This window comes from Streptobacillus felis, from assembly GCF_001559775.1.
Taxonomy (GTDB): domain Bacteria; phylum Fusobacteriota; class Fusobacteriia; order Fusobacteriales; family Leptotrichiaceae; genus Streptobacillus; species Streptobacillus felis.
The window spans coordinates 1-25587 of sequence record NZ_LOHX01000032.1 but is presented as its reverse complement, the minus strand read 5'-3'; the positions used below and the strand labels follow the sequence as shown (position 1 = coordinate 25587).

The following is a 25587-nucleotide window of genomic DNA, read 5'->3' as shown; positions in this document are numbered from 1 at the left end:
GTGGTAAAACTATGATTAAATATACTTTAAGACTTGATACAAATTTAAATAATAAACTTGATAATATTTGTAATGTTTTAAACATATCTAAAAAAAGTTTTATAATGTCTATTTTAGTTTTTTATTTTAATGATTTTAAAAAAATAAAACTAAATAATAACAAGTTTAATTACAAAATAAATAGCACATATAGATTATTATTTATTATGTCCCCTACAATTGATAATCTACTACTTGAAAAATCTACACAACTAAATATATCTAAAAATTTACTGATAAACTTACTTGTAAATGATTTTATTAATAACTTTAGTCTAGTTTAATTACTAGGCTTTTTTATTTGCTAAATGTTCAAATATAGCTATTGTAATAATACTTGTAATATTTACCCCTAATAACTCACTACAACGCTTTAAATTGTTATAATCTTTGTCCTGTAGTCTTATAGTAGTCTTTAACATATTAACCCCCTAATCTAGTATTTTTGTTTTAATTCTTAATATAATTTCTATTGAACAAACTAACATGAATATAATTGCACTAATCTTAGCATTGTAAATATTTTCATTACCTAAGTTAATTGATAAGGCTATAAATAACCCTAGTTTTAAATGAAAAAATAATATTTCAATTAATTTCATAATGTACCACCTATTATTTGTGTCTTACTCTCTCTTACCTCAAAACTAATACCCATTTTTTCCATCAGTTCATTTAATTCTTTTTGTTCTCTAATTTTCTTTAATTGTCTTTGTCTTCTCTTTTCCTCTTTGATCATTGTTTTTTGTTCCTTTCAATTATTATTTAGGTTGTAATATTAATTCTAGTTCTAAAATATCACATATAGCTATTAACTTTTTTGCTGGTATATTTACTGTACCTTTTTCATACTTTGCATATGCTAAAGGGTGCATATTCAACTTATTAGCTATATCATTTATACTTAACCCCTTAACTTTTCTAAAGTACATTAAATTCAACCCTAAATTAACAATATTTGTATTTTTTTTCATATTCTCACCTCGCTTTTAACTTACCTCTTAAGTAAGTATACTATATTCTAAACTTAATTGTCAAGTAAGTTTTTTTAAAAAATATATTTTTAATTTATATTTTTTATTTTTTTGTATTCTTTTTCTTACTTGTAATGCAAGAAATAAAATGATATAATCAAGTTGAAAAGGTGGTGTAAGTTATGAATGAAATAGGTAAAAATATAAGAGAAATAAGAAAAAGTAAAAATATTACTATGAAACAATTGGCAAACGAGATAGGAACCACTGAAGCTAATATATCAAGATATGAAAAAGGCATAATAAAAGATATCCCGTTAAAAAATTTAGAAAAAATAGCTAGATTTTTAAATGTTACATTAAATGAATTATTAGGTTTAAAAAATCACAACACATTATTATCGCCGTATAATGAATTTATAGACTTTATAGAAGATTATGAAATAAAATTAAATGAAAATGATAAAATGGATTTATTAGAATTAATAGACAAACATTTAAAAACACCTTATGATTTTAATATTGCAAAAGAATATTGTAAAAACATTGGAATAAAATTTCCATTTACTTTAGATAGTCCTTATATTGATATTTTATTTTTTTCTATTTTCTTTAATATTATTGATTATGTAGAATATTTCAAAAAAAATTATAAAGATAATTTTGATAATTTTGATAATGATTTTCCAGATAATTTATTTGGTGAAAGAAATAAAATAAACAATATAAATCTATCACAAAACAAAAAGATACAAGATCTACAAAAAGAAATAATTGATATTACAACAAAAATTGATAATGTAGAGATTGTAGAGGACATAAGAGACATAGCACAATTAAAACTTGATAAAACAAAAAATAGCCCCAAATGATAGGCTATTTTAAACAATATCGGTATAAGATAACACATTATAAGGCTAAGGGCATAAAATGTCTTAAATGGGCTATAAATTGAAAATAAGAGTATGTTGTAAAATAATAGAAATAATTTAACATAAAAAGCAAATTTTTTAGCATAAAAAGTAAATTTTTATTGACAAAAAATATATAAAATGATATATTAAATTAAGCCTTATTAGTTAAGGACAATAACAAAAGATTTTAAGCCTTATTAGTTAAGGATAGTTGTAAGCATATCATTTTGGTATGCTTAATTTTTTTATAAGGAGTAAATAAAAATGATTGAAATGTTTTCAGTTTATTTGATTGATTTACCAAATATTAATGAAAATAGTAAAGTTTTAAAAGGTAAACATTTTGGACTTGTTTTAAGTGAGGTTAGCAAAAAAGATAATACTTTATTAATAGCACCTTTAACAAGCAAGAAAAAAAATAAAAAATATAGAGGTGGTATAACTATATGTAATAAAAAATATAGTGAAAAACCTAAATATGATTATGCTTTTATTAAATTAAGAAAAATTAGAGAAATAGACAAGACAATGATAATATCTAAAAAAAAGTTTAGTTTAGATAATGAAGATTTAAGAAGATTAAAAGTTTCATTTGAAAAATTTTTCAATAAAATATTAGATATAGAATAATTGTATATAAAAAAGCTAGTCCGTTGACTAGCTCAAAAAAGCAAATTAATACAAATAGATACAAATAAATATAAATTGTGATAAATTGAAATGTATAAAACTAACAAAAATAATTTATACTTTATTATATCACTTTTTTAGATTAATTACAACAATTTAAGGTGGTATATATGGCACATTTTAAAAAATTAGATAGTGGTAAATGGCTCGTTAAATTTAGTTATAAAGATAATAAAGGTTATAACAAACAAGTAAAAAGGCAAGGCTTTAATACTAAAAGAGAGGCACAAGACTTTGTAAATGAGCATGTAAAGACTTATTCAAATAGTGATAATTTAACAATAGATAACCTAATTAATAACTATTTGAAATATAAAGAAAATGTTAAATATAACACAATGAAAAAATATAAAAACAATATCAAGCATATACTGACATATTTCAATAAAGATACATTGATTAATGATATAAAACAAAAACAAGTACTAGACTTATTACTTACTTTTAATGATAGACCCGTTGCACAAAGAGAATTAAAACAATTTTTATATAGCATTTTTGATTATGCAACTACATACCACAATTTAAAAGATAACCCTATCAGTAAAATTAAGTTAGAGAGTAAAAAAGAGAAAAAAGAAAAAGTTATATATACACTTGAAGATTTTAAAAAACTAGATAGTATATTACAAGGAATACAATACAATATTAAAACGAGGGCCTTTTTCAATTTATTATTTTTTAGTGGTGCTAGACCAGGAGAGATTACAGCACTAACTTTAAAAGATATAGACTACAACAATAATACTATTGATATCAATAAAACTAGAATAAGTTGTACAACCTCAAACAGTCCCAAAAATAAAAACAGTTATAGAGTTGTATCAATTCCTAAAAAAGTAATGGAACTTTTACAAGATTATACAAGTCAATTACCAAATATAGATAATTTATATATATTTAGTTATACAATAATATATAATAACTTATTACTTAAATTAATAGATAAATACAACCTTAAAAAGATAACATTACACGGCTTTAGGCACTCCCACGCTAGTTTATTAATCAAAAAAGGTATACCTATAACCGACATTACAAAAAGGTTAGGACACGCTAACCCCAAAATAACATTGCAAGTGTACTCACATTTTTACAACGATAATAAAGACAATGTTATAGACTTATTAAATAATTTAGAATAAAAAAAGTACTTTAATTAGTACTTTTATTTTTTTAGTACCTTTTTAGTACCTTTTTTGTTTTTAGTTATCTTGTAAGTATAGTAATTACAATGTTTATGGTGTATTGTTATATACCTCCATTTCATATATATATTATACCTTGATATGCAACCGTTTTCAATATCTATGCTTAATTTTATTTATAAAAAGTATCCACACTTTCAAAACCTTAATTTTTTAATACTTTTGAAAACAAAAAACAGGAAACCTCTATTATCTATATATATTTTTTCTATGACCAACATCAAACAAAAATACTATACATACATTATCCTCTATCTTTGCAAAAATCTTATAGTCTCCTACTCTATATCTACAAACTCCTTTAAGTTTTCCCGTCAAGGGCTTTCCTTTCTCTCTTGGATCATTAGTTTAAATTAAATTTTTTTACTATCCATTTTTTTTATTATTCTTAAAGTAGATTTATCTAATTTTTTTAATTCTTTCCCGAAATTTTCTGTAAATTTAACTTCATACATTATACATCAAGCCTTTCCCAAAGTTCTTCTGATGTAATCGTTTTTTCCTTTTTAATTTTTTTCATTGCATTTAATATTCTTTCTTCATCTAAATTTAAATCCTCTTCTATTTTATCTAAAATTAAATTTTTAATAAAAGAAGACATGCTAATGTTGTTTATTTTAGTATAATTTTTTATTAATTCTATCTCATCTTCAGACACTCTAAATGAAATTGTACTCACAATATTACCTCTAAATTGTATTACTTGTAATACAATTATACATTTTTTAAAATATGTCAATATATAAAGGTTGAGAATTAACCCAACCTTATATTATTCATTATCCATCAACCATTTTGAAATATCTACTATTTTTATACCATCTATATCATATGTATTATGATTAGTATTTGCTAATAAAAATTTAGGATAAGAGTCTTTTATCATTTTTAAAGGCAATAATTCTCTATCCAAAGTTTCATCACTAGATATATTATCTGCAACTTGTATATATATTTTTTTATTATTTTTTATAGCCACAAAATCTATCTCTTTTTGATATAGCTTACCTACATATATTTCATATCCTCTTCTCATTAACTCTATAGCAACTATATTTTCATATGCCCTACCATAATCCATATTTCTAAGACCCAAAATAGAGTATCTAAGTGATAAGTCACATAAATAGTATTTTGAATTTGTCTCTAAATATTTTTTACCTTTAACATCATACCTTTTAACCTTATAAAACATAAAAGCATTACATAAATGTTTAATATAATTCCCTATAGTTATATGATTACTATTTATTTTATTACTTTTTAATATATTAGAAATATTATTCGTAGTAGTTAAATTTGAGATATTATCCATTAAAAATTCGGATATAGAGTCAAGTAGTGCTATTTCAGATATTCTGTATTTATCAACCAAATCTCTTTTAAGTAATGTATTATAGATGTCGGATATATACTTTCTTGAATCTTCTTCATATTTATATAAATATGCCCCCGCCAATCCACCTTCTAACAAATATTTTTCTAAATGCTTATTATATTCATCTTTTAATTCAAAATATTTACAATATTCAGCAAAACTAAACGGAAAAATAGATATTTCTATAAATCTTCCTGTAAATAAAGTGGTTAAATCAGAACTTAAAAGAAATGCATTTGATCCAGTGATATATATATCATATTTTTTACTATTATGAAAACTGTTTATAGCTAATTCAAATTTATTACATAATTGTACTTCATCTATAATCAAAACATTTTCAACACCATTTACATATTTACTTTCAACATATTCAAATAATTTCATATATTCTTTCAATGAATTAAAAAGTAAATCATTAAAATCAATTTTTATTATATTAATGCTACTATTTACGGTATTTAAATAGCTACTGTATTCATTTAATAATTCTGATTTACCTGCCCTTCTCATTCCAGTTATTATTTTAATATCAGGTGTTCCTCTTAGTCTTTTTATTCTTTCTATATATTGAGTACGTTCAATTATTTTCATAAAAACCTCACTTTCAAAACTTTCAATATTTTATACTTTTGAAAGTATTATACCATATACTTTCAAAACTTTCAATATTTTATACTTTTGAAAGTAAAAAGGCTGCTATTTAGCAGCCCAATTAATATATCTTCCCTATATCTTTTCTTAAGTATTTTCCTTCAAAAGATATCTTTTCTAATTCTCTATATACCTTTTCTATTGCTTCTTCTCTTGTTTTAGCTTGTGCTACAACATTTAATATCATCTATTTTACCCGTTTTTATATGATTTACAACTTTTTCTAATGAATTTAAAAATAATTTTAAATATTTATTATCACATGCAATATTTACTCTTATCCATTTATCTGAATTTTTACCAAAATAAGAACCTCTTGTTACATCTATTTCTCCAATTTTTATCAATAAATTGAAAAAATTTTTTTCATCTATGTTTAATGATTCATAATTTATCCACAAAAAATACGTACTATCTGATGGATATACTTTTAAATTTAATTTCTTTTTTTTCATAAAGTTTATAGCATAATCTCTATTTTTTTTTATTAAGGTTAATAATTCACTATTCCATTTTTTACCTAAATCATAACAAATTTTTGTGGTAATTAATCCTAAACTATTTACAATATTATAACACTCCCTAATTTGTTTTTTTTCTACTTTATATTTTAAATTCTTATTTTTTATAAGACAAATTGACGTCTTTATACCTGACACATTAAATGTTTTTGTAATAGATGTCAGTACAATAGATTTATTACATACACTTAGTGCTGTAGTATGTTTATTATTAAAACAAATATCTTGATGTATTTCGTCTGACACAAATAAAACATTGTATTTTTTACATAATTTTGATATTTTTTTTAACTCATCATATGTATAAATCTTACCACTAGGATTATGTGGGTTTGAAATAATAATCATTTTTACTTTATTTTTTTTTATTATTTTTTCTAATTTAATAAAATCTATAAAATAACTTCCATCAAAAAATAGTTCAAAAATAATTATTTTTCTTTTTAGATTTATAATAATATCAAAGAAATGTCCATATTCTGGATCAAAAAGTAAAATATTTTCATTTTTATTAGAAAAAATTTTTATCAATAAACATATACAAGTAATTGTACTATTAAAAAATAATATATTTTCATAATTTAATTTCAAATTATGATTAATGAATTGCCAATTTATTATACTATCATATATTTCCTTTGATTTATAAAAATAGGTTAAAGGATAATTTTTTAAATATTTTATTAGGTTATCAGTTATAAACTTAGGTGTTTTTAATTCCATATCTGCTATTGTAAAAGGCTTTACATTCTCGTATTCACTAACATTATGCCATTTAAGAGAATATTTTTTATTATTTAGTAAATCCATTAGGATTTTTCACTTGCCATTTCCACGCTGATTTGCACATATCTACTATATCAAATATTGGTTCCCAATTTAATAATTTCTTTGCTTTATTTATATTAGCATAATTTTCAGGCATATCTCCTTCTCTTCTTCCTACTATGTCATACGTTATTTTTTCTCCAATTACATTTTCAAATGCATTTATAACTTCAAAAACACTGTATCCCTTTCCACTTCCTAAGTTAATATATTCATATCCTTTATTATTTGAAAATACATACTCAAGAGAATTTCTATGCCCTCTTGCTAAATCTGAAATATGAATATAGTCTCTTATACAAGTTCCATCTTTCGTTTTATAGTCATTACCAAAAACATGTAATATTGGCAATTTCCCTATTGCGACTTGTGTGATATATGGTGCCAAATTATTTGGTATACCATTCGGTTCTTCACCAATTTCACCACTCTTATGTGCTCCTAACGGATTAAAATATCTTAAAGAAACTATACTCCATTCTTTATCGGAATAACAAATATCCTTTAACATCATTTCTATATATAATTTGCTTCTTCCATATGGATTTATTGGTAGTAAGTTCCCATCTTCAATGAAAGGAATTTTATTTTCCTGAGAATATACAGTTGCTGAAGAACTAAAAATAAATTTTTTAATATTATATTCTTTCATAACCTTTATTAAGTTAAAAACTATTCCAATATTATTTTCATAATATTCTTCTGGTTTATCAACAGACTCCTTTACTGATTTATATCCTGCAAAATTAATTACAGCATTTATATCATTTTCATAAAACACTGTTTTTAATTTTAAATAATCTTTTGCATCAATATTATAATATTTTATTTTTGTATTGGTTAATTTATTTAATCTATTAATAACTTCTTCACTAGAATTACTAAAATCATCAACTATTACTGCATCATAACCATTTTCAATTAAATCTATTACTGTATGAGAGCCTATATATCCAGCACCACCAACCACTAAAATTGTTTTCATAATACCTCCTAAATACTAATTACTCCATTTAAACTAAATGTATTTTTATTTTTTATAATACTGTTTAAAATCAATTCTTTTCCCAATACTAATCCTATTTTTTTAGAATTTACACTATAGATTTTTCTAAATAATTCATGATAATTAGAAATGTCTAGTGTAACAAATTCATTAATATCATTATATATATTTCTTTCTATATGAGTTAAAAATGGAAAGTTTATATTATCAAATTCCATATCAAATTCACTTAAATTTTCAGATATATCAAAGTTTAAAAACATATTTTCATTTTTAATAAATATTTTTTCACTATTATATACAATTTTTTTATCCAGTATTTTATTAAACCCTAACATGTATCCCCTTAACAAAGAAAATTCATCACTAACTATTGTTAGTATTGGAAAAATATATTTATTTTTTTTATATTCTACAATTACTTTAAAAATAATCTCTACAAATTTTATTTCTTCTAATGAATTAATACTTGATACAGCATTTGTGTAAGTAATATATAATTGCTTTACATTCTTTAATTGATTTTTTATTGAGTGATCCAAATTTGTAAAGTTTTTATATAGTTCTAATAAATCTACATTTTCAACAAATTCACATAAAAAAGTAGTGTTTTCTGAAATAAAATTATTTGGTAAATATATTTTTCTATTTTTCATATTCTATTTTCTCCGTCAATCTATTTAATTCTTTTATTTGAGATTCAAAATCTTCTTCTGTTTCCGATACTATTTCAGATAAACTAATTACATCTGATATGTTATTGTTATTAATCGTTTCTTGATTTTCTTTAATAAATATCCAAGTATTTTTTGTCCACTTAAAATCTTCTATATTTAAGCCTTTCACAATTTTTTTTCCATCTTTTAATCCTCTCATATAACACCCTGCTATCTTTTGTGGATTTATTACAGAATTTTTTTTAATCTTTTTTTCATCATATTCTCCATCTTTAATAAATGAATTCCAAAAATTTTCCATAAGATTAATATTAAATGCATAATTAAACAGAAATGGTATACTTGCACCACCAAATCTTTTAGCAACTTCACATAAATAAAACTTATCTTTATCAAAATCATAAAACCATTCGTAATGAAATCCATTAACTGATTTATCATTAATAAAACATTCTAAAACTTTCTTTGATTCCAACAATAATTTTTCCATTAGTTTAATATTTTTACTATAATTTGGATTTGTTCTTACAATATATTCTTTAGAATTCCCCTTTAATACATTTAATAACGGTCTTTCATATTCGTGAGAAGAAAATAAAATAATGTCCTTCCCAATTGAATATCCATCTGCAGTTAACATATAGTCTATTTCTAAATATTCTTCAATTAAAAATTTCATATTATACTTATAAAATTCATTTTTAATTTCATCATCTCCTCTGTTTATTATAAATATTTTTTCACTTGACATTCCTACAGTTGGTTTTATTATAGCTTTATCTACTTTTGTATTTTCCCAGAATAAATCCAAATCATTTACACTTTTTAGTAATCTAAAATATGGCTGATTTACAATACCATTTAAGAAAGATCTCATATAATATTTATTTGTATACAATAAACTTTTTACTAATTCAGATTCTTTATTATTAAAAAATTCTGAAATTAAAGCTGCCCATTCTATAATATCTTCATTCAAAGTATATACTTTTTCAATGTTATTTTCTTTTGATAAATCAAAAATTACCTTCAGTATTTCTACAAGCGTATAATCTTCTAAAAATATAATTTTTGGTAAACTTTTCTTATAATTTTCATATTTAATCTTTTGAAATACCGGTGCAATAACAACAATATTATCATTAGCTGTGTATTCTAAATTGATTGAATACGGTGAAAATTGATGTAATAAAATAATCATTTTTTCTTCCTTTCTATTATTTTAATTATACTTTTTTTAAATTCTTCAAAACTAATTTCTTCCTTTAAAAAAGTAAAATCTGTAAAATAAATTATATCATTTTTATTAATATTTATTTTTTGCTTTATATACTCATTTTTCTTTAAAGCTATTATTTTTTTGTCAAATCCATATGTTTCTTTTAAGGTTATTAGATCAAATTTATTGATATATTTCATCAACTTATTTTCTATTTTATGTATTTCTTTACTAATAAAATCTATAAAATCTTTTTTTAAAAAAACACTCAAAAGATTTATATCCTTATTATTAATATACGAGTATATGACTAATTGCTTCAATATACTTTTTAAAACGTGTCCTTTATATTTAGATGAAAGTTTTATATCATAATTATTTAAGAACATAACAGTATCAATAATTGAAATATACCTATATAAATCCATGTTTTCTAGGTATTCCTTTTTAGAATTTTTCCCATAAATTTTTATATATTTTTTTATTTTTATAGGCTCAACATCATTTTTAACATAATCAAATAACTCTAAATAATAATTATTAATGGAAACTTCATGATAAATATCGTTTGTTCTATTAAAATGTGTGAAATCTAATAATAAAATATATTTATTATTTTTATTATAATATAATTTACTATATGATCCTACAGTTTCATCTTCAATCTTAAAATCTATTTTTTTATTAATATTTTTTATTCCATTTTCATTCAAAAATTCAATTAAATTCTCGTCAGAACTAATAAAAACAATATCTTCTTTTCCTATTTTTAATTCATTTATAAAATAATCTATAAAGTTCTTAAAAAATCTTTTTAATTTTTTGTTTTCAATATTTTTTAATAAGAAAGTATCTATATTATTGTATATTTCCCAATAGGGATTGATTCGTTCAATATTAATAACTTTAGACCAAATTGTTGCTTGATTGTAGAAAAAAAAACCATCATTCATATTTTCTATATCGTGTGCCATTATTGCGGACCCTATAAACCACTCTCCATTTTCAATACTCTCAGATTTTATTTTTTTTATCCCATTTTCTTTATTAAATAAATCGAAATTAATATTAATCATCCTCCTTTACCTTATATAATACCCAAATCATCTCTGGATTGTATTTTTCTAATACTATTTCATTGTTATTATTTTCTAAAACATTTGAACTAATTATTGTATATCTATACATTTCTACTTTAAATTTATTATATGCAATAAATTTACTTGATGTATACTCATATTCAATATTTATTTTTTTATTTTCAAAAAATTTATCAGAAAAAATTTTTGTTGCAGGATGAATTACGCACTTATTTTTTTTATAATTTTTATTTTCTACCAAAACCATCTCCATTGTATAATCAAAAAATATATTGCAAATTTTTATTTTTTTATGATAAATAAAATTAAAGTTAGTCCAATTGTAATCTTTTTTTTCACTTGTATACGCTACTGGCATGAAAATATACTCCCCTTTTAAATGTTGAATTATATCTATTATATCATCTATACTTTTATGCATTCTAACATTAAAGTTAAAATGTTTAAGTTTTTTCATTAGGGTTGTATAACTGTCTGTATATTCCGGACCGAGTACATTAACTATTATTTTCATCACTTCCTTTCATTATATATATACTTTCTTCAAAAGATAATCCCTGATTTTCTAAAAAAACATTCTCTCTTATTCTATAATGAAAGTTTTTAATAATATCAATATCAATATTTATTTTATCATACTCACAAAGAACATAGTTTATATCTGCTTGGAAAATTTTGATAGAATTCAACGAATTTACTCTATTTTCTAAAAATTCCATTAAAATAATAACACTTTCTTTTATTTCTAACTTTTCTATCTTTATTCCTATTAAATTAAATTTTGAATTAATTTTACTCAATAAATATTTTTCCCTAGTGTACAAATANNTACAAATATTTTGAAATATAGTAACATATTTCTTGAAGTATTGAATCAACATAAACTAATTCATCCTTATTTTTTATTATAATATCTGATAGATTTAATCCATCATATAAAATGAATTTTTTATTAATACTTCTTACATAAGATTTGTCAAAATTATTTATAAAATTTTCATAAAGTGTAAATATAAATGTTATTTTTTTATTTATTTTAGAAGTCTGTCTATCTAATTCTTCTTTTATTATTTTTAAAAATTCGATTTTTTTTACTATTATTAATACATCAAAATCTGATTCTATTTTTCCATTTTTAATTTTATAATCTTCTCTAGATATAGATCCTGTAATAATTAAACTGTACTCTTTAAAATTAATTTTATTACTTATTTGTTTTATTTCGTATAATACCTGATTAATCTTTAAGTCATTTATTCTTCCTTCTGGTAATTTAGCGATTACAGTAAAATCTTTTTCTTTATTCTCAAACTCATTAAAGTAGTCATTACACATTTCTTTTAAAACATTATTTTCTCTAAATTCTTTATAATAATCTAAAGAGTATTTTATATCTTTTATCATATATTCCATTTTAAAATTTATATCATTAAAATCATCATTATTAATTATATCCAATTTTGAATTAGATACCAAACTCATCCAACCAAATTTTTTTACTATTTTCAAACAAATATTCATATCTTCAAAATTAAAATCAAATTTTAATGGATTAAAAAGCTTTAAACTATATAAAATATAAGCACCCCATAAATTATAGATTAATTTAAATTTAGTTGGATTTTGTATTTCTGTGAAATAAAAAATATCTTTACAAAAGCATTTTAAAAATTTATTTAATTCTCTATTCTCTTTTAAATCTATTGGAATATGTGCAAAAAGAATTAACTCTCCTCTATCACTACCTTCTTTACTACCAGTAAATGGACACTCAATAAATTTCCCATTTTTTAACTCAATGTAATTTCTTTTTTCTAAAATAGATTTAACACTTGATGTTGTTAAATCAATAAAAATAGTATTATAAAATATATTACTTAATTCTTTATTTTTTATGAAATTAAGAGCTTCTTCATCATTTTTAAAACAAGAAATAATATATTTAAAATATAAATTAAGATTATTAAGACTATTAATATCATTTATAAAATTTGGACCTTTTTGATGTTTACTATAGATATAAATGTTACAATTACTTTTAGCAATCAAGTTCTTTATTATACCTTTCGTTATAACACCGTAACCAATTATTAGAACATTCATAACTTATATCCTTTCAAAAAAAAATTTATATGATAAACTAAATAAAAATGATACTGTTATACCCAAAAATACTAAAATACTAATACCTAAATTATAATTTAAAAATATCTTAGAAAATATAAATGACCCGATTGGTATTCCCAATCCTGAAACAAAAAATATTACAGAAAATACCCTACCTATAATTCCCTTTTCAACACTTTCTTGAATATATGAAAAAAATAAAATATTAAATATTACACCAATAAAGGTTGCTATAAATATAGATGTTGTAAAAAAAATTTTATTTTGAATCATAAGTAAAATAAAGGGAATAATTTGTAACAATATTAAAAATTTAAAATCAAAAATTTTCTTTTCATTATATTTTATTATAACAACAGAAGCTAAAATCCCTCCAATAGCTTCTAATATATAAGCTAAGCTTAAATAATAAGGTGAAATAATAATATTATTAAAATAATATGGTACAAGTAATTCAAAAATTGCATTAAATATATTTATAATTGATGCATATATTAATAAAAACATTATTTTTTTATTTTTATAGATATAATTAAACCCTTCCATAAATTTTGTAATAAATTTATCATTAAATGTCTTTACATTTTTATTATAACTATACTCTATAAATAATTCAAATATTGACGAAATAAAAAAAGTTATGCCATTAAAAATCAATATTATATCAAAATCTACTATTCCTTTTTTATACAAAATGACACTAATTGAGGGTACTAACAACTTCAAAACCTCTCCTAATGCACTTATAATACTGTTAAATTGCCTTATTTCTTTATTGTTTATTATCTCTGGTATTATAGATCTTAAAGTAGTAGAAAAAAATGTACTATTAATAATTAAAACAATATTTAAAATTAGTAGATTATAAAATATAGTATCTGAATTTTTACCTAAACCAATAAAATAAAATAATAAACAAATAATAGAACTACAAAAGTCTAAAAAAATCAATATATATTTCCTGTTAAATCTATCAGAAATATGCCCTGAAATCAAATTCAATAAAATCATTGTTGCATACATATATGTTTTTAATTCACCTAATATTTTTGAATCATTAAAAACATCTAGTATCCAAATACTCAATATTGTTGAATATGCCAAATTGCCAATTTTTGATGTCACATTTCCTAAAACAACTGCAAATTTATTTATATTCATATTTTATACCTTTCAATTAATTTTTATCATTTATAATAAGTTGCCAGAAAAAGTATATTAAATTCTTATTTTTAGTATACATTTTTTTTTATGTTTGTCAACCTATTTTTAAAATAACATGATAAACTTATTTAACAAAAAGAACTATTAAATAGAAAAATATAAAGTCTATGGTTTTACCCCCCCTTTTAATAAATATTAAGTCTAATATATCTTCCCTATATCTTTTCTTAAGTATTTACCTTCAAAAGATATCTTTTCTAATTCTCTATATGCCTTTTCTATTGCTTCCTCTCTTGTTTTAGCTTGTGCTACAACATTTAATACTCTACCGCCATTAGTATAATATTTGCCGTTTTCAACTTTTACTCCAGCAAGAAATACCTGTGTATCTTCGCTCACATTTTCTATACCTGTAATTTCTTTTCCTTTTTCATATTTTTCTGGATATCCAAGTGATGCTGCAACCACACAACATGAATGTTCATCCTTCCATTTAATTTCAGTTTCAGATAATTTCTTATCTAAAGCTGCATCTATTACAGAAACCAAATCACTTTCCATTAACGGTAATAAACATTGAGTTTCAGGATCTCCCATTCTCATATTGTATTCAAGTAGATATACTCCATCTTCAGTTATCATTAAGCCAAAGAATATTATACCTGCAAAGTCCATATTATCTTTTTTTAGACCCTCTAAAGTTGGATTTAATATTTTTTCTACAAATTCTTTTTCTACCCATTCATTGTGATATGGATTAGGTGAAATAACTCCCATACCTCCAGTATTTAAACCTTTTTCACCTTCAGATATTTTTTTATGATCTTTAGCAGATTTAAATGGAAGTATAGTATTTGTATCAGTAATTGAAAGTATAGACATTTCAACACCTTTTAAAAATTCCTCTATTACTACTATATCTCCTGCAGTTCCAAAAGCCTTATCTTCCATAATATCACTTATAGCTTTTAAAGCTTCTTTTTCATTTTCAGCTATTATTACTCCCTTACCTGCAGCAAGACCACTAGCTTTAATAACTATAGGATATTTACCATTTTTCTTAATATATTCATCTGCTTTTTCTTTTTCTGTAAATGATTCATAACTTGCTGTACTTATACCATGTTTTTTCATGAATTCTTTAGCAAAATCTTTAGAACCTTCAAGCATAGCAGCTTCCTTATTAGGCCCAAATATTCTTAAATCAACTTTTTTAAATTCATCAACTATACCTTTAACTAATAGTTCTTCACTACCTACTATAGTTAAATCTATTTTTTCATTTAAAGCAAAATCTCTTATTTCAAATATATCATTTGATGTCATTTTATACACTTTTTCTACCTTAGGATTTTGCTTAACCTTCCACATAATGGCATCTTCTCTACCACCTGCACCTATTATTAATACTTTCATATTTCTCCTTAGTGTTTAAAATGTCTAATTTCTGAAATTACCATAGAAATATTATTTTCATTACATGCTTTTATAGATCTTTCATCATTAATAGAACCACCTGGTTGTATTATAGAAGAAATACCATATTTAGCTGAAAGTTCCACAACATCTTCAAATGGGAAGAAAGCATCTGATGCCATAATTGCATCTTTAGTTTCTTTAGATCTTTCTAGTGCTTTTTCAGCAGCCCAAATTCTACTTACTTCTCCTCCACCTATTCCTAAAGTTTTTCCATCTTTAGCTATAACTATTCCATTAGATTTAACATATTTAACTACTTTTAATCCAAATATTAAATCTTTCATTTCTTCTTCTGTAACTACTTTTTCAGTAACAACTTTTAAGTCTTTATGTAATATTACATCTGTATCTTGATAAAGCATTCCTCCATCAACTTTTACAGTTTCTTTTTTATCTATAGGTTTTCTATTACATTCTATTACTCTTAAATTCTTTTTAGTTTTTAATACTTCTAATGCTTCTTTTGTGAAACTTGGAGCTATTACTATTTCTAAGAATAATTGAGTTAAAAGTTTAGCTGTTTCTAAATCAACTTCCTTATTTATTGCAACTATACCTCCAAATATAGATACAGGATCACATTCATAAGCCTTAGTATATGCATCCTTAACATTCTCACCTAATGCAACACCACAAGGAGTTGAATGTTTAACTGCACAACAAGCTGTTTCTTCAAATTCACAAACTACTTTCCATGCAAGATCCATATCTCTAATGTTATTGTATGAAAGTTCTTTACCATTTAATTGTTTGAATCCTTTCATAGCACCTTCACTCATATTATCTACATAATATGCAGCCATTTGATGTCCATTTTCACCATATCTCATTTCACTTTCTTTAGTGTATGAAATAGTTAAGTATTTAGGGAATTCTTCTTCATTTAAGAAGTTAAAAATTGCTGCATCATAAGCTGAAGTTAAATTAAATACTTTTGCTGCAAGTTTTTTTCTAGTAGATAAACTAACATCTCCTGTTTCTTTAATTTCATCCATTATTAAGCTATAGTCATCCTTATCACTTATTACAACTACATCCTTAAATGATTTAGCAGCTGATCTAAGCATACTTGGACCACCTATATCTATAAATTCTATTTTTTCTACTTCAGTTAAATCTTCTTTTACTTTTTCAAAGAAAGGATATAGGTTTACTATTACATAATCTATAGTTGATATATTATGTTCTTTAATAGTTTCCATATGCTCTTTTTTATCTCTAATAGCTAAAATTCCTCCATGAATATTAGGATGAAGAGTTTTAACTCTTCCATCTAACATTTCAGGAAAATGAGTAACTTCACTAATATCTATAACTTTTATTCCATTTTCTTTTAAATATTTATAGCTTCCACCTGTAGAAACTATTTCTACTTCTCTTTCTTCTAAAAATTTAGCAATTTCTAATATGTTTTCCTTATCAAAAACAGATATCAAAGCTCTTTTCATCATTTACTCCCATCTAATATTTCTTTAATAATTTGTGGATATACCTTCCATTCTCTTGCAAGTATTAGTTTTTGAATTTCATCAGCACTTTTTGCTTCACTAATATCTACAACTTCCTGTCTAATTATTCCACCTGCATCTACTTCCTTAGTAACATAGTGTATAGTTGTTCCACTTATCTTATCTCCATTTTCAAATACTTTTTCATGAACCTTCATCCCATACATACCACGTCCAGAATATTTAGGTAATAGTGAAGGATGTATATTAATTATTCTTCCTTCATATTTATCTAAAATCTCTCCATTAAGTATTGAAAGAAATCCAGCAAGTACTATTAATTTAACATCATATCCCTTTAAAAGTTCACAAACTTTATCAGAAATTCCTTTTCTTTCAAATTCAAAATAAGGGATATTGTATTCCTTTGCTATATCTTCTGCCAAACACTTTCTATCAGAAATTATTACAGCAACTTCAATACCTTTTTCTAATATCTTTCTTAAATTAGTTCCACTACCTGAAACTAATACCGCTATTTTAGACATAATGTATTATCCCCTTTTTCTATATGTCCTATTACAAATGCTTTTTCTCCTAATGTTTCTAATTCAGCTAAAATATTTTCAACATCTACTTCATTTACTATTAAAGTAAATCCTATTCCCATGTTAAATGTTCCAAACATTTCTTCATCAGATACATTACCACGTCTTTGTAATTCTCTAAATATTTCAGGAACTACTACTTTATCTTTAAATACCACTGGTGACATATCTTTAGCCATTGCTCTTGGTAAATTTTCTATTAGACCTCCACCTGTAATATGTGCCATACCATTTACGTTGAATTTTTCCAAAATTTTAAGTATGTTTTTAACATATATTCTTGTAGGTGTAAGTAATATTTCATCAACTTTCTTTCCTAAAACAACTTCATTGTAATCAAAAAATATTTTTCTAATTAAAGAATATCCATTACTATGGAACCCACTTGAAGCAAGTCCTATGATTACATCTCCTGGTTTTACTTTAGAACCATTTATTATTTTATCTCTTTCAACAACTCCAACACAAAAACCAGCAATATCATAATCTCCTGGTTTATAGAAACCTGGCATTTCTGCTGTTTCTCCTCCAATTAAAGCTGCACCTGAATCAAAACATCCTTGTGCCACTCCTGAAACTAGCTCTGCTGCAACTTCTGCTGAAAGTTTACCACAAGCTAAATAGTCTAGGAAAAATAAAGGTTTAGCTCCATGGCAAAGTATATCATTAACACACATAGCTACTGCATCTATACCTACTGTATCATATTTTTTTTGTTTTAGAGCTATCTCAAGTTTAGTTCCTACACCATCAGTACCTGAAACAAGTACTGGATTTTCATATTTACCTAATTCATACATAGCTCCAAAACTACCTAAGTTATTTAATACTGAGCTATTATGTGTTTTTGCAACTTTCTCCTTCATTAAAGTTACGGCTTTATATCCTTCTTCTTTATCAACACCAGATTCTTTATATGTACTCACTTACTTCACCATCCTTATTTTACTATATCTATAGGGTAATCACCATTAAAGCAAGCAACACAACATTTCTTGCAAGGTAATGTTTTTATCATATTTTCAAGTTTTAAATAGTCTAAACTATCTGCATTAATTTCTTCCCTTATTTCTTCTAAAGTTTTATTAGCTGCTATTAATTCTCCTCTATCAGCTGTATCTATACCGAAATAACAAGGGAATTTTACTGGTGGAGAAGCTGATTTAAAATGAACTTCTCTTGCTCCAGCCTTTCTTAATATTTCTATAAGTATTTTACTTGTAGTTCCTCTTACTAATGAGTCATCTATTACTATAATACTCTTGCCTTTTATAGAACTCTTAATAGGGTTTAATTTTGCAAGTACTGCCTTTTCTCTCATTTCTTGACTTGGTTCTATAAATGTTCTTGCTATATATTTATTTTTAATAAGTCCATGTGCATAAGGTATCTTACTTTCTTCTGAAAACCCTATAGCAGCAGGAACTCCTGAATCTGGTACTCCCATAACTAAATCTGCTTTTATTTCATTTTGTCTAGCAAGCATTTTACCAGCTTCAACTCTTGCAAGATATACATCTATACCATCCATTATACTATCAGGTCTTGCAAAATATATGTATTCAAATGAACAAGGTGAAAATCTTCTGTTTTCAGTATATTTAATACTTTCTACACCATTTTCATCTATTATTATCATTTCCCCAGCTTCTATATCTCTTATTATCTCAGCACCAACTGCATCTAAAGCACATGATTCAGAAGCTAATACATAATCACCATCTTCTGTAATACCAAGACATAAAGGTCTTATACCAAATGGATCTCTAACTCCTATTAATTTATTATCCATTAGTATAGTTAACGCATAGGCTCCTTTAATAGCCATAACACTTTCTTTTATAGCATCTATACAACCTTTTTTAGCTTTTTTAGCTATTAATTTAATAATTACTTCAGAATCTATAGTAGTAGTAAATGTAGAACCTCCATCTTCCATTAACTCCCTTATTACATCAGCATTTATTAAATTACCATTATGTGCAACAGCAATATGACCTAATTTAAATTTAGATTCTAGTGGTTGACAATTTTCTATTTTTGAACCACCACAAGTAGAATATCTTACATGTCCTATTGCTATATTACCTTTTAAATCTTCTAATATTTTTTCGTCAAACACCTTAGCTACTAGACCCATATTCTTGTATGTCTGTATATCTCCATTTAACGAAACACTAATACCAGCACTTTCTTGTCCTCTATGTTGAAGGGCAAATAGTCCATAATATGCTAGTTTTGAAATATTTTTCTCTTTATTCTTAGAATATATCCCAAAAACTCCACATTCTTCTTCCATTTTATCAAATAATATATTCATTTTATCCCCTATTTAGCGCTTAATCTCTCAAAAATTTCCATATATGCTTCTTCTATATCTCCAAGATCTCTTCTAAATCTATCTTTATCTAATTTTTTACCTGTTTCTTTATCCCAGAATCTACAAGTATCTGGAGTAATTTCATCTGCAAGTAATATTTCTCCTTTAGAATTTTTACCAAACTCAATTTTAAAGTCTACTAATATTATTCCTAATTTATCTAATCTTTCTTTTAATAGATTATTTATTTTAGCTGTAATTTCATATATTTCTTTTAATTCATCATAAGTTGCAAGCCCTAAAGCTACAGCATGGTGATCATTAATTAATGGATCTCCATATTCATCGTTTTTATAGCAAATTTCAAATATAGTATTAACAGGTTTAGTTCCTTCTTCTATACCTACTCTTTTAGCCATAGATCCTGCAATTAAGTTTCTTACTATTACTTCAAGTGGGAATATATCAACTTTTTGGCAAAGTTGTTCTCTTTCATTTAGTTTTTTAACAAAATGAGTTTTTATTCCATGTTCTTCTAAAAGATTGAATATTAATGCTGTAATATCATTGTTTAATATCCCTTTATTTTTTATGCTTCCTTTTTTAGCACCATTTCCTGCTGTAGCATCATCTTTGTATAAAACTATAACTAAATTTTTATCATCTGTAGTATATAGTTGTTTTGCTTTACCTTCGTATAAGAATTCTCTTTTTTCCATGTTATCCTCCTAAAGTTCTACTGATATATTTTTTTTGAAATCTTCCTTCATTTTAACTCTAAAATTATTTAATTTATTTTTTAAATCCTCATTTGAAACACTTAAAATTTGAACTGCAAGCATTCCTGCGTTATATGAATTATTAATTCCCACAGTTGCTACAGGTATGCTCTTAGGCATTTGTACTATAGAATAAAGTGCATCTACTCCTCCTAATGCTGCATTAATCGGTACTCCTATTACAGGTAAAGTAGTCTTTGATGCAATTACACCTGGAAGATGTGCAGCAAGTCCAGCACCTGCTATTATTACTTTACATCCTTCTTTTTCTAATCTTTCTAAAGTTTCTTCTAATATTTCAGGAACTCTATGTGCTGAAAGAACAAAAGCTTCATATTTTACATCAAATTCTTTTAAAGCATTTGCTGCTCCCTTCATAACATCTAGATCTGATTTACTACCAAAAATGATTGCTACTTGCATTTTTCCTCCTATTATTTAAAGTATTCTACTCCATTTTTAAATATATTTTGATATTTATTACCATGAACATTTTTAAGAGTATTTTCTCCAGCTCTTTCAGAATGTCCCATCTTACCAAATATCTTACCATCTGGTGATATTATTCCTTCTATCGCAAATTCTGATCCATTAGGGTTAAACTTAAACTCATTAGTTGCATTACCATCAAAATCAACATATTGAGTTGCAACCTGTCCATTTTCTATTAATTTTTCTAAAGTCTCACGATTTGCAAAGAATCTACCCTCACCATGTGAAACTGGAATATCAAATTCATCACCAACATTAAAGCTTGAAAGCCATGGTGAATTGTTAGTTGCTATTCTAGTTTTAACCATTTGAGATATATGTCTTCCTATTTTATTATATGTTAAAGTTGGACTATCTTTAGTAATTTCCCCTATTTTTCCATAAGGAAGTAATCCTGACTTAACTAAAGCTTGGAATCCATTACATATACCTAATACTAATCCATCTCTTTGTAAGAAGTTTTCTATTTCTTCTTTAACTCTAGGATTTTGTAAAACTGCAGCTATGAACTTACCTGAACCATCTGGCTCATCCCCAGCTGAGAATCCACCTGGTAAAACAAATATTTGACTATTTCTTAATTCCTTACATATTTCATCTATAGATCCTTCTATATGTGATTTACTTAAATTCTTAAATAGTGTTATATTAGTAACTGCTCCATTTCTTTCAAAAATATTTTTCATATCATATTCACAGTTAGTTCCTGGGAATGCTGTAACTAAAACTCTTGGTTTTGCTACTTTAACACTAGATGAATAATCTACTATCTTAGGTTTTGAAATATTAATAATATTTTGTTTTTCTTCCCTATATTCATAAGGAAATACATTATCAAGTTTATTTAACCAAGAATTTAATAGATTTTCTAAATCTATTTTCTCATCATTAATTAATATACTAAATTCTTTAATAGTTTCTCCAAGTAATGTAAATTCTAATTCTTCTTTAGATTCTATTATTATACTTCCTGGCATATATTTAAAGTAATCTAAATCAAAGTTAGATAATTTTACCCCTATTTTATTTCCAAAAGTCATTTGAGATAAAGTTCCTGAAATTCCACCCATTCCAACTACTTTTGCACTTAGTATATTTCCTTTTTTAATTTCTTCTAATACTCTTGTATATTTAGCTTTAATCTCATTACTATCGTATGATAAATCATCATTTATTCTATTTTCTACTAAATATATCTTGTTTCCTACCTCTTTAATATCTGTTGATATTACATCTTTTGAATTAACTGTATTTACAGCAAAAGATATTAATGTTGGTGGCACAGAAATATTTTCAAAAGTTCCACTCATAGAATCTTTTCCACCTATAGCTGCAACCTCAAAATCAAGTTGACATCTCATAGCTCCAAGCAATGCAAGCATAGGTTTAGACCATTTAATACTATCTTTACCTAATCTTTCAAAATATTCTTGGAAAGATAAGTGTATTCCCTTGTAATCAACACCTGCTGCTACTAGTTTAGCTATAGATTCTAATACAGCAAACATAGATCCATGATAAGGTGATTTCTCTGTTAAATACGGATTATATCCCCAAGTTATTGCTGATGCTGTATTAGTTTTCTTAGATATCATAGGTATTTTCATTATAGATACATCTATAGGACTTAATTGATATTTACCTCCATAAGGCATCAATACTGTTCCAGCTCCTATACTTGAATCGAACATTTCTGACAATCCTTTAGTTGATGCAACATTTAATTCTTTAATATTTTCTAACCATTTATCTTTAAATGTATTAGATGATAATTCTCTATTTAAGAAGTCCTTAACATTTAAATCTTCTACTTTAATATCTATTTGTCCTGTTGCTCCATTAGTATTTAAGAATTCTCTTGAAATATTAACTATATCTACACCTCTATGTCTAAGTATTAATCTTCCATTATCAGTAACACTTCCAACTATAGTTGCTAATAGATTTTCTTTTTCTGCTTCTTTTAAAAATTCTTCTGCATCTTCTTTTGCAACAACTACTGCCATTCTTTCTTGAGATTCTGAAATAGCAAGCTCAGTACCATTTAATCCATCATATTTAACTGGAACTAAATCTAAGTTTACATCTATTCCATCTGCAAGTTCTCCTATAGCTACTGAAACTCCTCCAGCACCAAAGTCATTACATTTTTTAATTAATCTTGTAACATTACCATTTCTAAATAGTCTTTGTATTTTTCTTTCTTCAGGAGCATTACCTTTTTGAACTTCTGAACCACATAAGAATAATGATTCATCAGTATGTTCTTTAGAAGATCCTGTAGCTCCTCCACATCCATCTCTTCCTGTTTTACCACCAAGTAATATTATACTATCAGTATTTGATGGACTTTTTCTTACAACATTTTCAAGTGGTGCTGCAGCTACAACAGCTCCAACTTCCATTCTTTTGGCCTTATATCCTTCATGATAAATTTCTGATACAAGAGAAGTTGCTATACCAATTTGATTTCCATAAGATGAATATCCATGTGCTGCACCTGTTGTAATTTTCTTTTGTGATAATTTACCTTTTAATGTATCTTCAATTCTTTCAAGTGGATTAGCAGAACCTGTAACCCTTATAGCTTGATATACATATGCTCTTCCAGATAACGGATCTCTTATAGCCCCTCCAAGACAAGTAGAAGCTCCACCAAAAGGTTCTATTTCAGTAGGGTGATTATGAGTTTCATTTTTAAACATTAACAACCATTTTTCTACTTGTTTTTCTCCATCAAACTTCTCTGTTTCAACATCTATATATACTGAACATGCATTATTTTCTTCACTTACTTCTAAACTATCTAATTTTCCTCTTTTTTTGAAATATTTAGGTATTACTGTTGCAAGATCCATTAAAGTAATGTTCTTATGTTTTGCAACACTTTCTTTTATTTCTAAATATTTATTAAACTCTGAACTTAAAAATTTTCCATATTCACTATCTGGAAATTCTACTTTATTTATTCTAGTTTCAAATGTAGTATGTCTACAATGGTCTGACCAATATGTATCAAAAACTTTTATTTCTGTTTCTGTTGGATTTCTTTTTTCTGATTTATAGTAATTTTGAATATGTAAAATATCCTCATAAGTCATTGAAAGTCCTAATTCTTTTCTTAAGTTTTCAAGTTCTTCTGAGTTTAAGTCTATGAAATTATCGTAAGTAATTACGTCTGTATTGATAGTTAGTTTTTCTTTTTCTAGGATGTTTAGATTCTTTTCCCTTGTTTCTATGGGATTGATTAGATAGTTTTTTATTTTTTGAAGTTCATCATTTGACACTTCACCATATACTATGAAAATTTTAGAAGTTGTTATATCTATATTTGTATTTGACGTTGTTATTATATCTACGCACTGCATTGCAGACGAAGCCCTTTGATCGAATTGTCCCGGCAAGTACTCTATAGCAAAATATTTTTCACCATTTAAATCTAGCTTGTCAAAAATATCATCTGTTACCGGTTCAGATAATATCATTTTCTTTATATTCTCTACATCATCAGGACAGTTAAAAACATCATAGCAGTTAAGTATTCTAATGTCCTTTAAAGACACTACGCCCAACTCTTCTTGCAGTTGCTTTAATAACCTCCTTGATTCAAAGTCACAATGCTTTTTCTTTTCCACAAAAAATCTTAAGTCCGACATATGCCCTCCATAAATTAATATTCTTTATGTTTAATTTATCATAAATTACAAATATATTCAATATATTTTTTTTGCACTTTTTAACATTAATTGATATACAGGTATTTGATATATATAAAAAGGTGATTCAGGACCTTAAATTCCTTGAATCACCTCCTATTTTACCACATCAAACTTCAAAGCAAAAAGTGCTCTAAATCTTTTATTGTATTCTATAGACGAGTCTATATTTAATCTTGATAAATCAAAATTTACTCCAAGCTTTACCCTAGGATTAAATGACCTATAGTCTGTATCAAATCCTAT

At 24.8% G+C, this 25587-nt stretch carries 28 protein-coding genes and 1 pseudogene; 4 read left to right on the top strand and 25 right to left on the bottom strand.

The features are described 5' to 3' along the window. Nucleotides 1-11: 11 nt before the first annotated feature. Nucleotides 12-323, top strand: a complete 312-nt coding sequence (locus tag AYC60_RS00540) for a hypothetical protein (RefSeq protein WP_067319985.1) — start codon at nt 12-14, stop codon at nt 321-323. Between the two features lie 3 nt (nt 324-326). Here AYC60_RS00540 and AYC60_RS09420 read toward each other — a convergent pair whose 3' ends face one another. From AYC60_RS09420 to AYC60_RS00535, 4 genes are read right to left on the bottom strand one after another with little or no spacing between them, the layout of a single operon-like run. Next, complete coding sequence (locus tag AYC60_RS09420) at nt 327-461, bottom strand: hypothetical protein (RefSeq protein WP_269146635.1); 135 nt, start codon at nt 459-461, stop codon at nt 327-329. A gap of 9 nt (nt 462-470) precedes the next feature. Further along, nucleotides 471-641 carry a hypothetical protein gene (locus tag AYC60_RS08450; RefSeq protein ID WP_156447609.1) on the bottom strand — a complete coding sequence of 57 codons (171 nt, stop codon included), beginning with the start codon at nt 639-641 and terminating at the stop codon, nt 471-473. After that, on the bottom strand, nt 638-778 hold the full coding sequence (locus AYC60_RS08445; protein WP_156447608.1) for a hypothetical protein: 141 nt from the start codon (nt 776-778) through the stop codon (nt 638-640). The genes AYC60_RS08450 and AYC60_RS08445 overlap by 4 nt, the downstream gene beginning before the upstream one ends. A gap of 22 nt (nt 779-800) precedes the next feature. Then, nucleotides 801-1013 (bottom strand): helix-turn-helix domain-containing protein, encoded by a 213-nt coding sequence (locus AYC60_RS00535; protein WP_067319983.1) that lies wholly within the window; start codon nt 1011-1013, stop codon nt 801-803. A 182-nt stretch (nt 1014-1195) separates the two neighbouring features. On the opposite strand from AYC60_RS00535, the gene AYC60_RS00530 reads away from it, so the two are divergent. The 3 genes from AYC60_RS00530 (at nt 1196) to AYC60_RS00520 (ending at nt 3762) form a co-directional block, all read left to right on the top strand. Further along, on the top strand, nt 1196-1885 hold the full coding sequence (locus tag AYC60_RS00530; protein ID WP_067319980.1) for a helix-turn-helix domain-containing protein: 690 nt from the start codon (nt 1196-1198) through the stop codon (nt 1883-1885). Between the two features lie 306 nt (nt 1886-2191). After that, nucleotides 2192-2557 carry a type II toxin-antitoxin system PemK/MazF family toxin gene (locus tag AYC60_RS00525; protein WP_067319978.1) on the top strand — a complete coding sequence of 122 codons (366 nt, stop codon included), beginning with the start codon at nt 2192-2194 and terminating at the stop codon, nt 2555-2557. A 170-nt stretch (nt 2558-2727) separates the two neighbouring features. Next, on the top strand, nt 2728-3762 hold the full coding sequence (locus AYC60_RS00520) for a site-specific integrase (protein ID WP_067319975.1): 1035 nt from the start codon (nt 2728-2730) through the stop codon (nt 3760-3762). Nucleotides 3763-4014: 252 nt separating this feature from the next. Here the strand turns inward: AYC60_RS00520 and AYC60_RS08800 are convergent. From AYC60_RS08800 to AYC60_RS00420, 21 genes and pseudogenes are all read right to left on the bottom strand, one after another. Further along, nucleotides 4015-4155, bottom strand: a pseudogene (locus AYC60_RS08800) (type II toxin-antitoxin system RelE family toxin); the annotation flags it as partial. Nucleotides 4156-4279: 124 nt separating this feature from the next. Beyond that, nucleotides 4280-4504, bottom strand: coding sequence for a type II toxin-antitoxin system RelB family antitoxin (relB, locus tag AYC60_RS00510; protein ID WP_067319973.1), 225 nt, complete (start codon nt 4502-4504; stop codon nt 4280-4282). Nucleotides 4505-4597: 93 nt separating this feature from the next. Beyond that, complete coding sequence (locus tag AYC60_RS00505; protein ID WP_067319970.1) at nt 4598-5797, bottom strand: ATP-binding protein; 1200 nt, start codon at nt 5795-5797, stop codon at nt 4598-4600. 121 nt (nt 5798-5918) lie between these two features. After that, entirely contained in the window at nt 5919-6044 is a 126-nt protein-coding gene (locus tag AYC60_RS08180; RefSeq protein WP_231724600.1) for a phosphoribosylglycinamide synthetase C domain-containing protein, read from the bottom strand. Further along, nucleotides 6016-7188 carry an aminotransferase class I/II-fold pyridoxal phosphate-dependent enzyme gene (locus tag AYC60_RS00500; protein WP_067319968.1) on the bottom strand — a complete coding sequence of 391 codons (1173 nt, stop codon included), beginning with the start codon at nt 7186-7188 and terminating at the stop codon, nt 6016-6018. Before AYC60_RS00500 ends, AYC60_RS08180 begins: the two co-directional genes overlap by 29 nt. Further along, nucleotides 7172-8191 carry a UDP-glucose 4-epimerase GalE gene (gene galE, locus AYC60_RS00495; protein WP_067319966.1) on the bottom strand — a complete coding sequence of 340 codons (1020 nt, stop codon included), beginning with the start codon at nt 8189-8191 and terminating at the stop codon, nt 7172-7174. The genes AYC60_RS00500 and galE overlap by 17 nt, the downstream gene beginning before the upstream one ends. An 8-nt stretch (nt 8192-8199) precedes the next feature. Next, nucleotides 8200-8868: a hypothetical protein gene (locus AYC60_RS00490; RefSeq protein WP_067319963.1), complete on the bottom strand. Its 669-nt coding sequence runs from the start codon at nt 8866-8868 to the stop codon at nt 8200-8202. Then, nucleotides 8858-10090, bottom strand: a complete 1233-nt coding sequence (locus AYC60_RS00485; protein WP_067319960.1) for an ATP-grasp domain-containing protein — start codon at nt 10088-10090, stop codon at nt 8858-8860. The genes AYC60_RS00490 and AYC60_RS00485 overlap by 11 nt, the downstream gene beginning before the upstream one ends. Further along, nucleotides 10087-11184, bottom strand: coding sequence for a hypothetical protein (locus AYC60_RS00480; RefSeq protein WP_067319958.1), 1098 nt, complete (start codon nt 11182-11184; stop codon nt 10087-10089). The genes AYC60_RS00485 and AYC60_RS00480 overlap by 4 nt, the downstream gene beginning before the upstream one ends. After that, on the bottom strand, nt 11177-11665 hold the full coding sequence (locus AYC60_RS00475; RefSeq protein WP_156447607.1) for a hypothetical protein: 489 nt from the start codon (nt 11663-11665) through the stop codon (nt 11177-11179). The genes AYC60_RS00480 and AYC60_RS00475 overlap by 8 nt, the downstream gene beginning before the upstream one ends. A gap of 40 nt (nt 11666-11705) precedes the next feature. Continuing rightward, the gene (locus AYC60_RS00470) at nt 11706-12008 is read right to left on the bottom strand and encodes a hypothetical protein (protein WP_156447606.1); all 303 of its coding nucleotides are present in this window, start codon (nt 12006-12008) and stop codon (nt 11706-11708) included. A gap of 13 nt (nt 12009-12021) precedes the next feature. Next, nucleotides 12022-13311, bottom strand: coding sequence for an NAD(P)-binding domain-containing protein (locus AYC60_RS00465; protein ID WP_067319950.1), 1290 nt, complete (start codon nt 13309-13311; stop codon nt 12022-12024). A gap of 3 nt (nt 13312-13314) precedes the next feature. Beyond that, nucleotides 13315-14496, bottom strand: coding sequence for an MFS transporter (locus tag AYC60_RS00460; protein WP_067319947.1), 1182 nt, complete (start codon nt 14494-14496; stop codon nt 13315-13317). A 204-nt stretch (nt 14497-14700) separates the two neighbouring features. After that, nucleotides 14701-15915 carry a phosphoribosylamine--glycine ligase gene (purD, locus tag AYC60_RS00455; RefSeq protein WP_067319944.1) on the bottom strand — a complete coding sequence of 405 codons (1215 nt, stop codon included), beginning with the start codon at nt 15913-15915 and terminating at the stop codon, nt 14701-14703. Nucleotides 15916-15923: 8 nt separating this feature from the next. After that, the gene (purH, locus tag AYC60_RS00450) at nt 15924-17429 is read right to left on the bottom strand and encodes a bifunctional phosphoribosylaminoimidazolecarboxamide formyltransferase/IMP cyclohydrolase (protein ID WP_067319941.1); all 1506 of its coding nucleotides are present in this window, start codon (nt 17427-17429) and stop codon (nt 15924-15926) included. Continuing rightward, entirely contained in the window at nt 17426-17974 is a 549-nt protein-coding gene (purN, locus tag AYC60_RS00445; protein WP_067319940.1) for a phosphoribosylglycinamide formyltransferase, read from the bottom strand. Before purN ends, purH begins: the two co-directional genes overlap by 4 nt. Further along, entirely contained in the window at nt 17962-18960 is a 999-nt protein-coding gene (purM, locus tag AYC60_RS00440; protein WP_067319937.1) for a phosphoribosylformylglycinamidine cyclo-ligase, read from the bottom strand. Before purM ends, purN begins: the two co-directional genes overlap by 13 nt. Nucleotides 18961-18974: 14 nt before the next feature. Beyond that, nucleotides 18975-20354, bottom strand: coding sequence for an amidophosphoribosyltransferase (gene purF, locus AYC60_RS00435; protein WP_067319935.1), 1380 nt, complete (start codon nt 20352-20354; stop codon nt 18975-18977). Between the two features lie 8 nt (nt 20355-20362). After that, nucleotides 20363-21073, bottom strand: coding sequence for a phosphoribosylaminoimidazolesuccinocarboxamide synthase (gene purC / locus AYC60_RS00430; protein WP_067319932.1), 711 nt, complete (start codon nt 21071-21073; stop codon nt 20363-20365). Nucleotides 21074-21082: 9 nt separating this feature from the next. Beyond that, nucleotides 21083-21556: a 5-(carboxyamino)imidazole ribonucleotide mutase gene (gene purE, locus AYC60_RS00425; protein WP_067319930.1), complete on the bottom strand. Its 474-nt coding sequence runs from the start codon at nt 21554-21556 to the stop codon at nt 21083-21085. A gap of 11 nt (nt 21557-21567) precedes the next feature. Next, on the bottom strand, nt 21568-25281 hold the full coding sequence (locus AYC60_RS00420) for a phosphoribosylformylglycinamidine synthase (RefSeq protein ID WP_067319928.1): 3714 nt from the start codon (nt 25279-25281) through the stop codon (nt 21568-21570). Between the last annotated feature and the right edge of the window lie 306 nt (nt 25282-25587).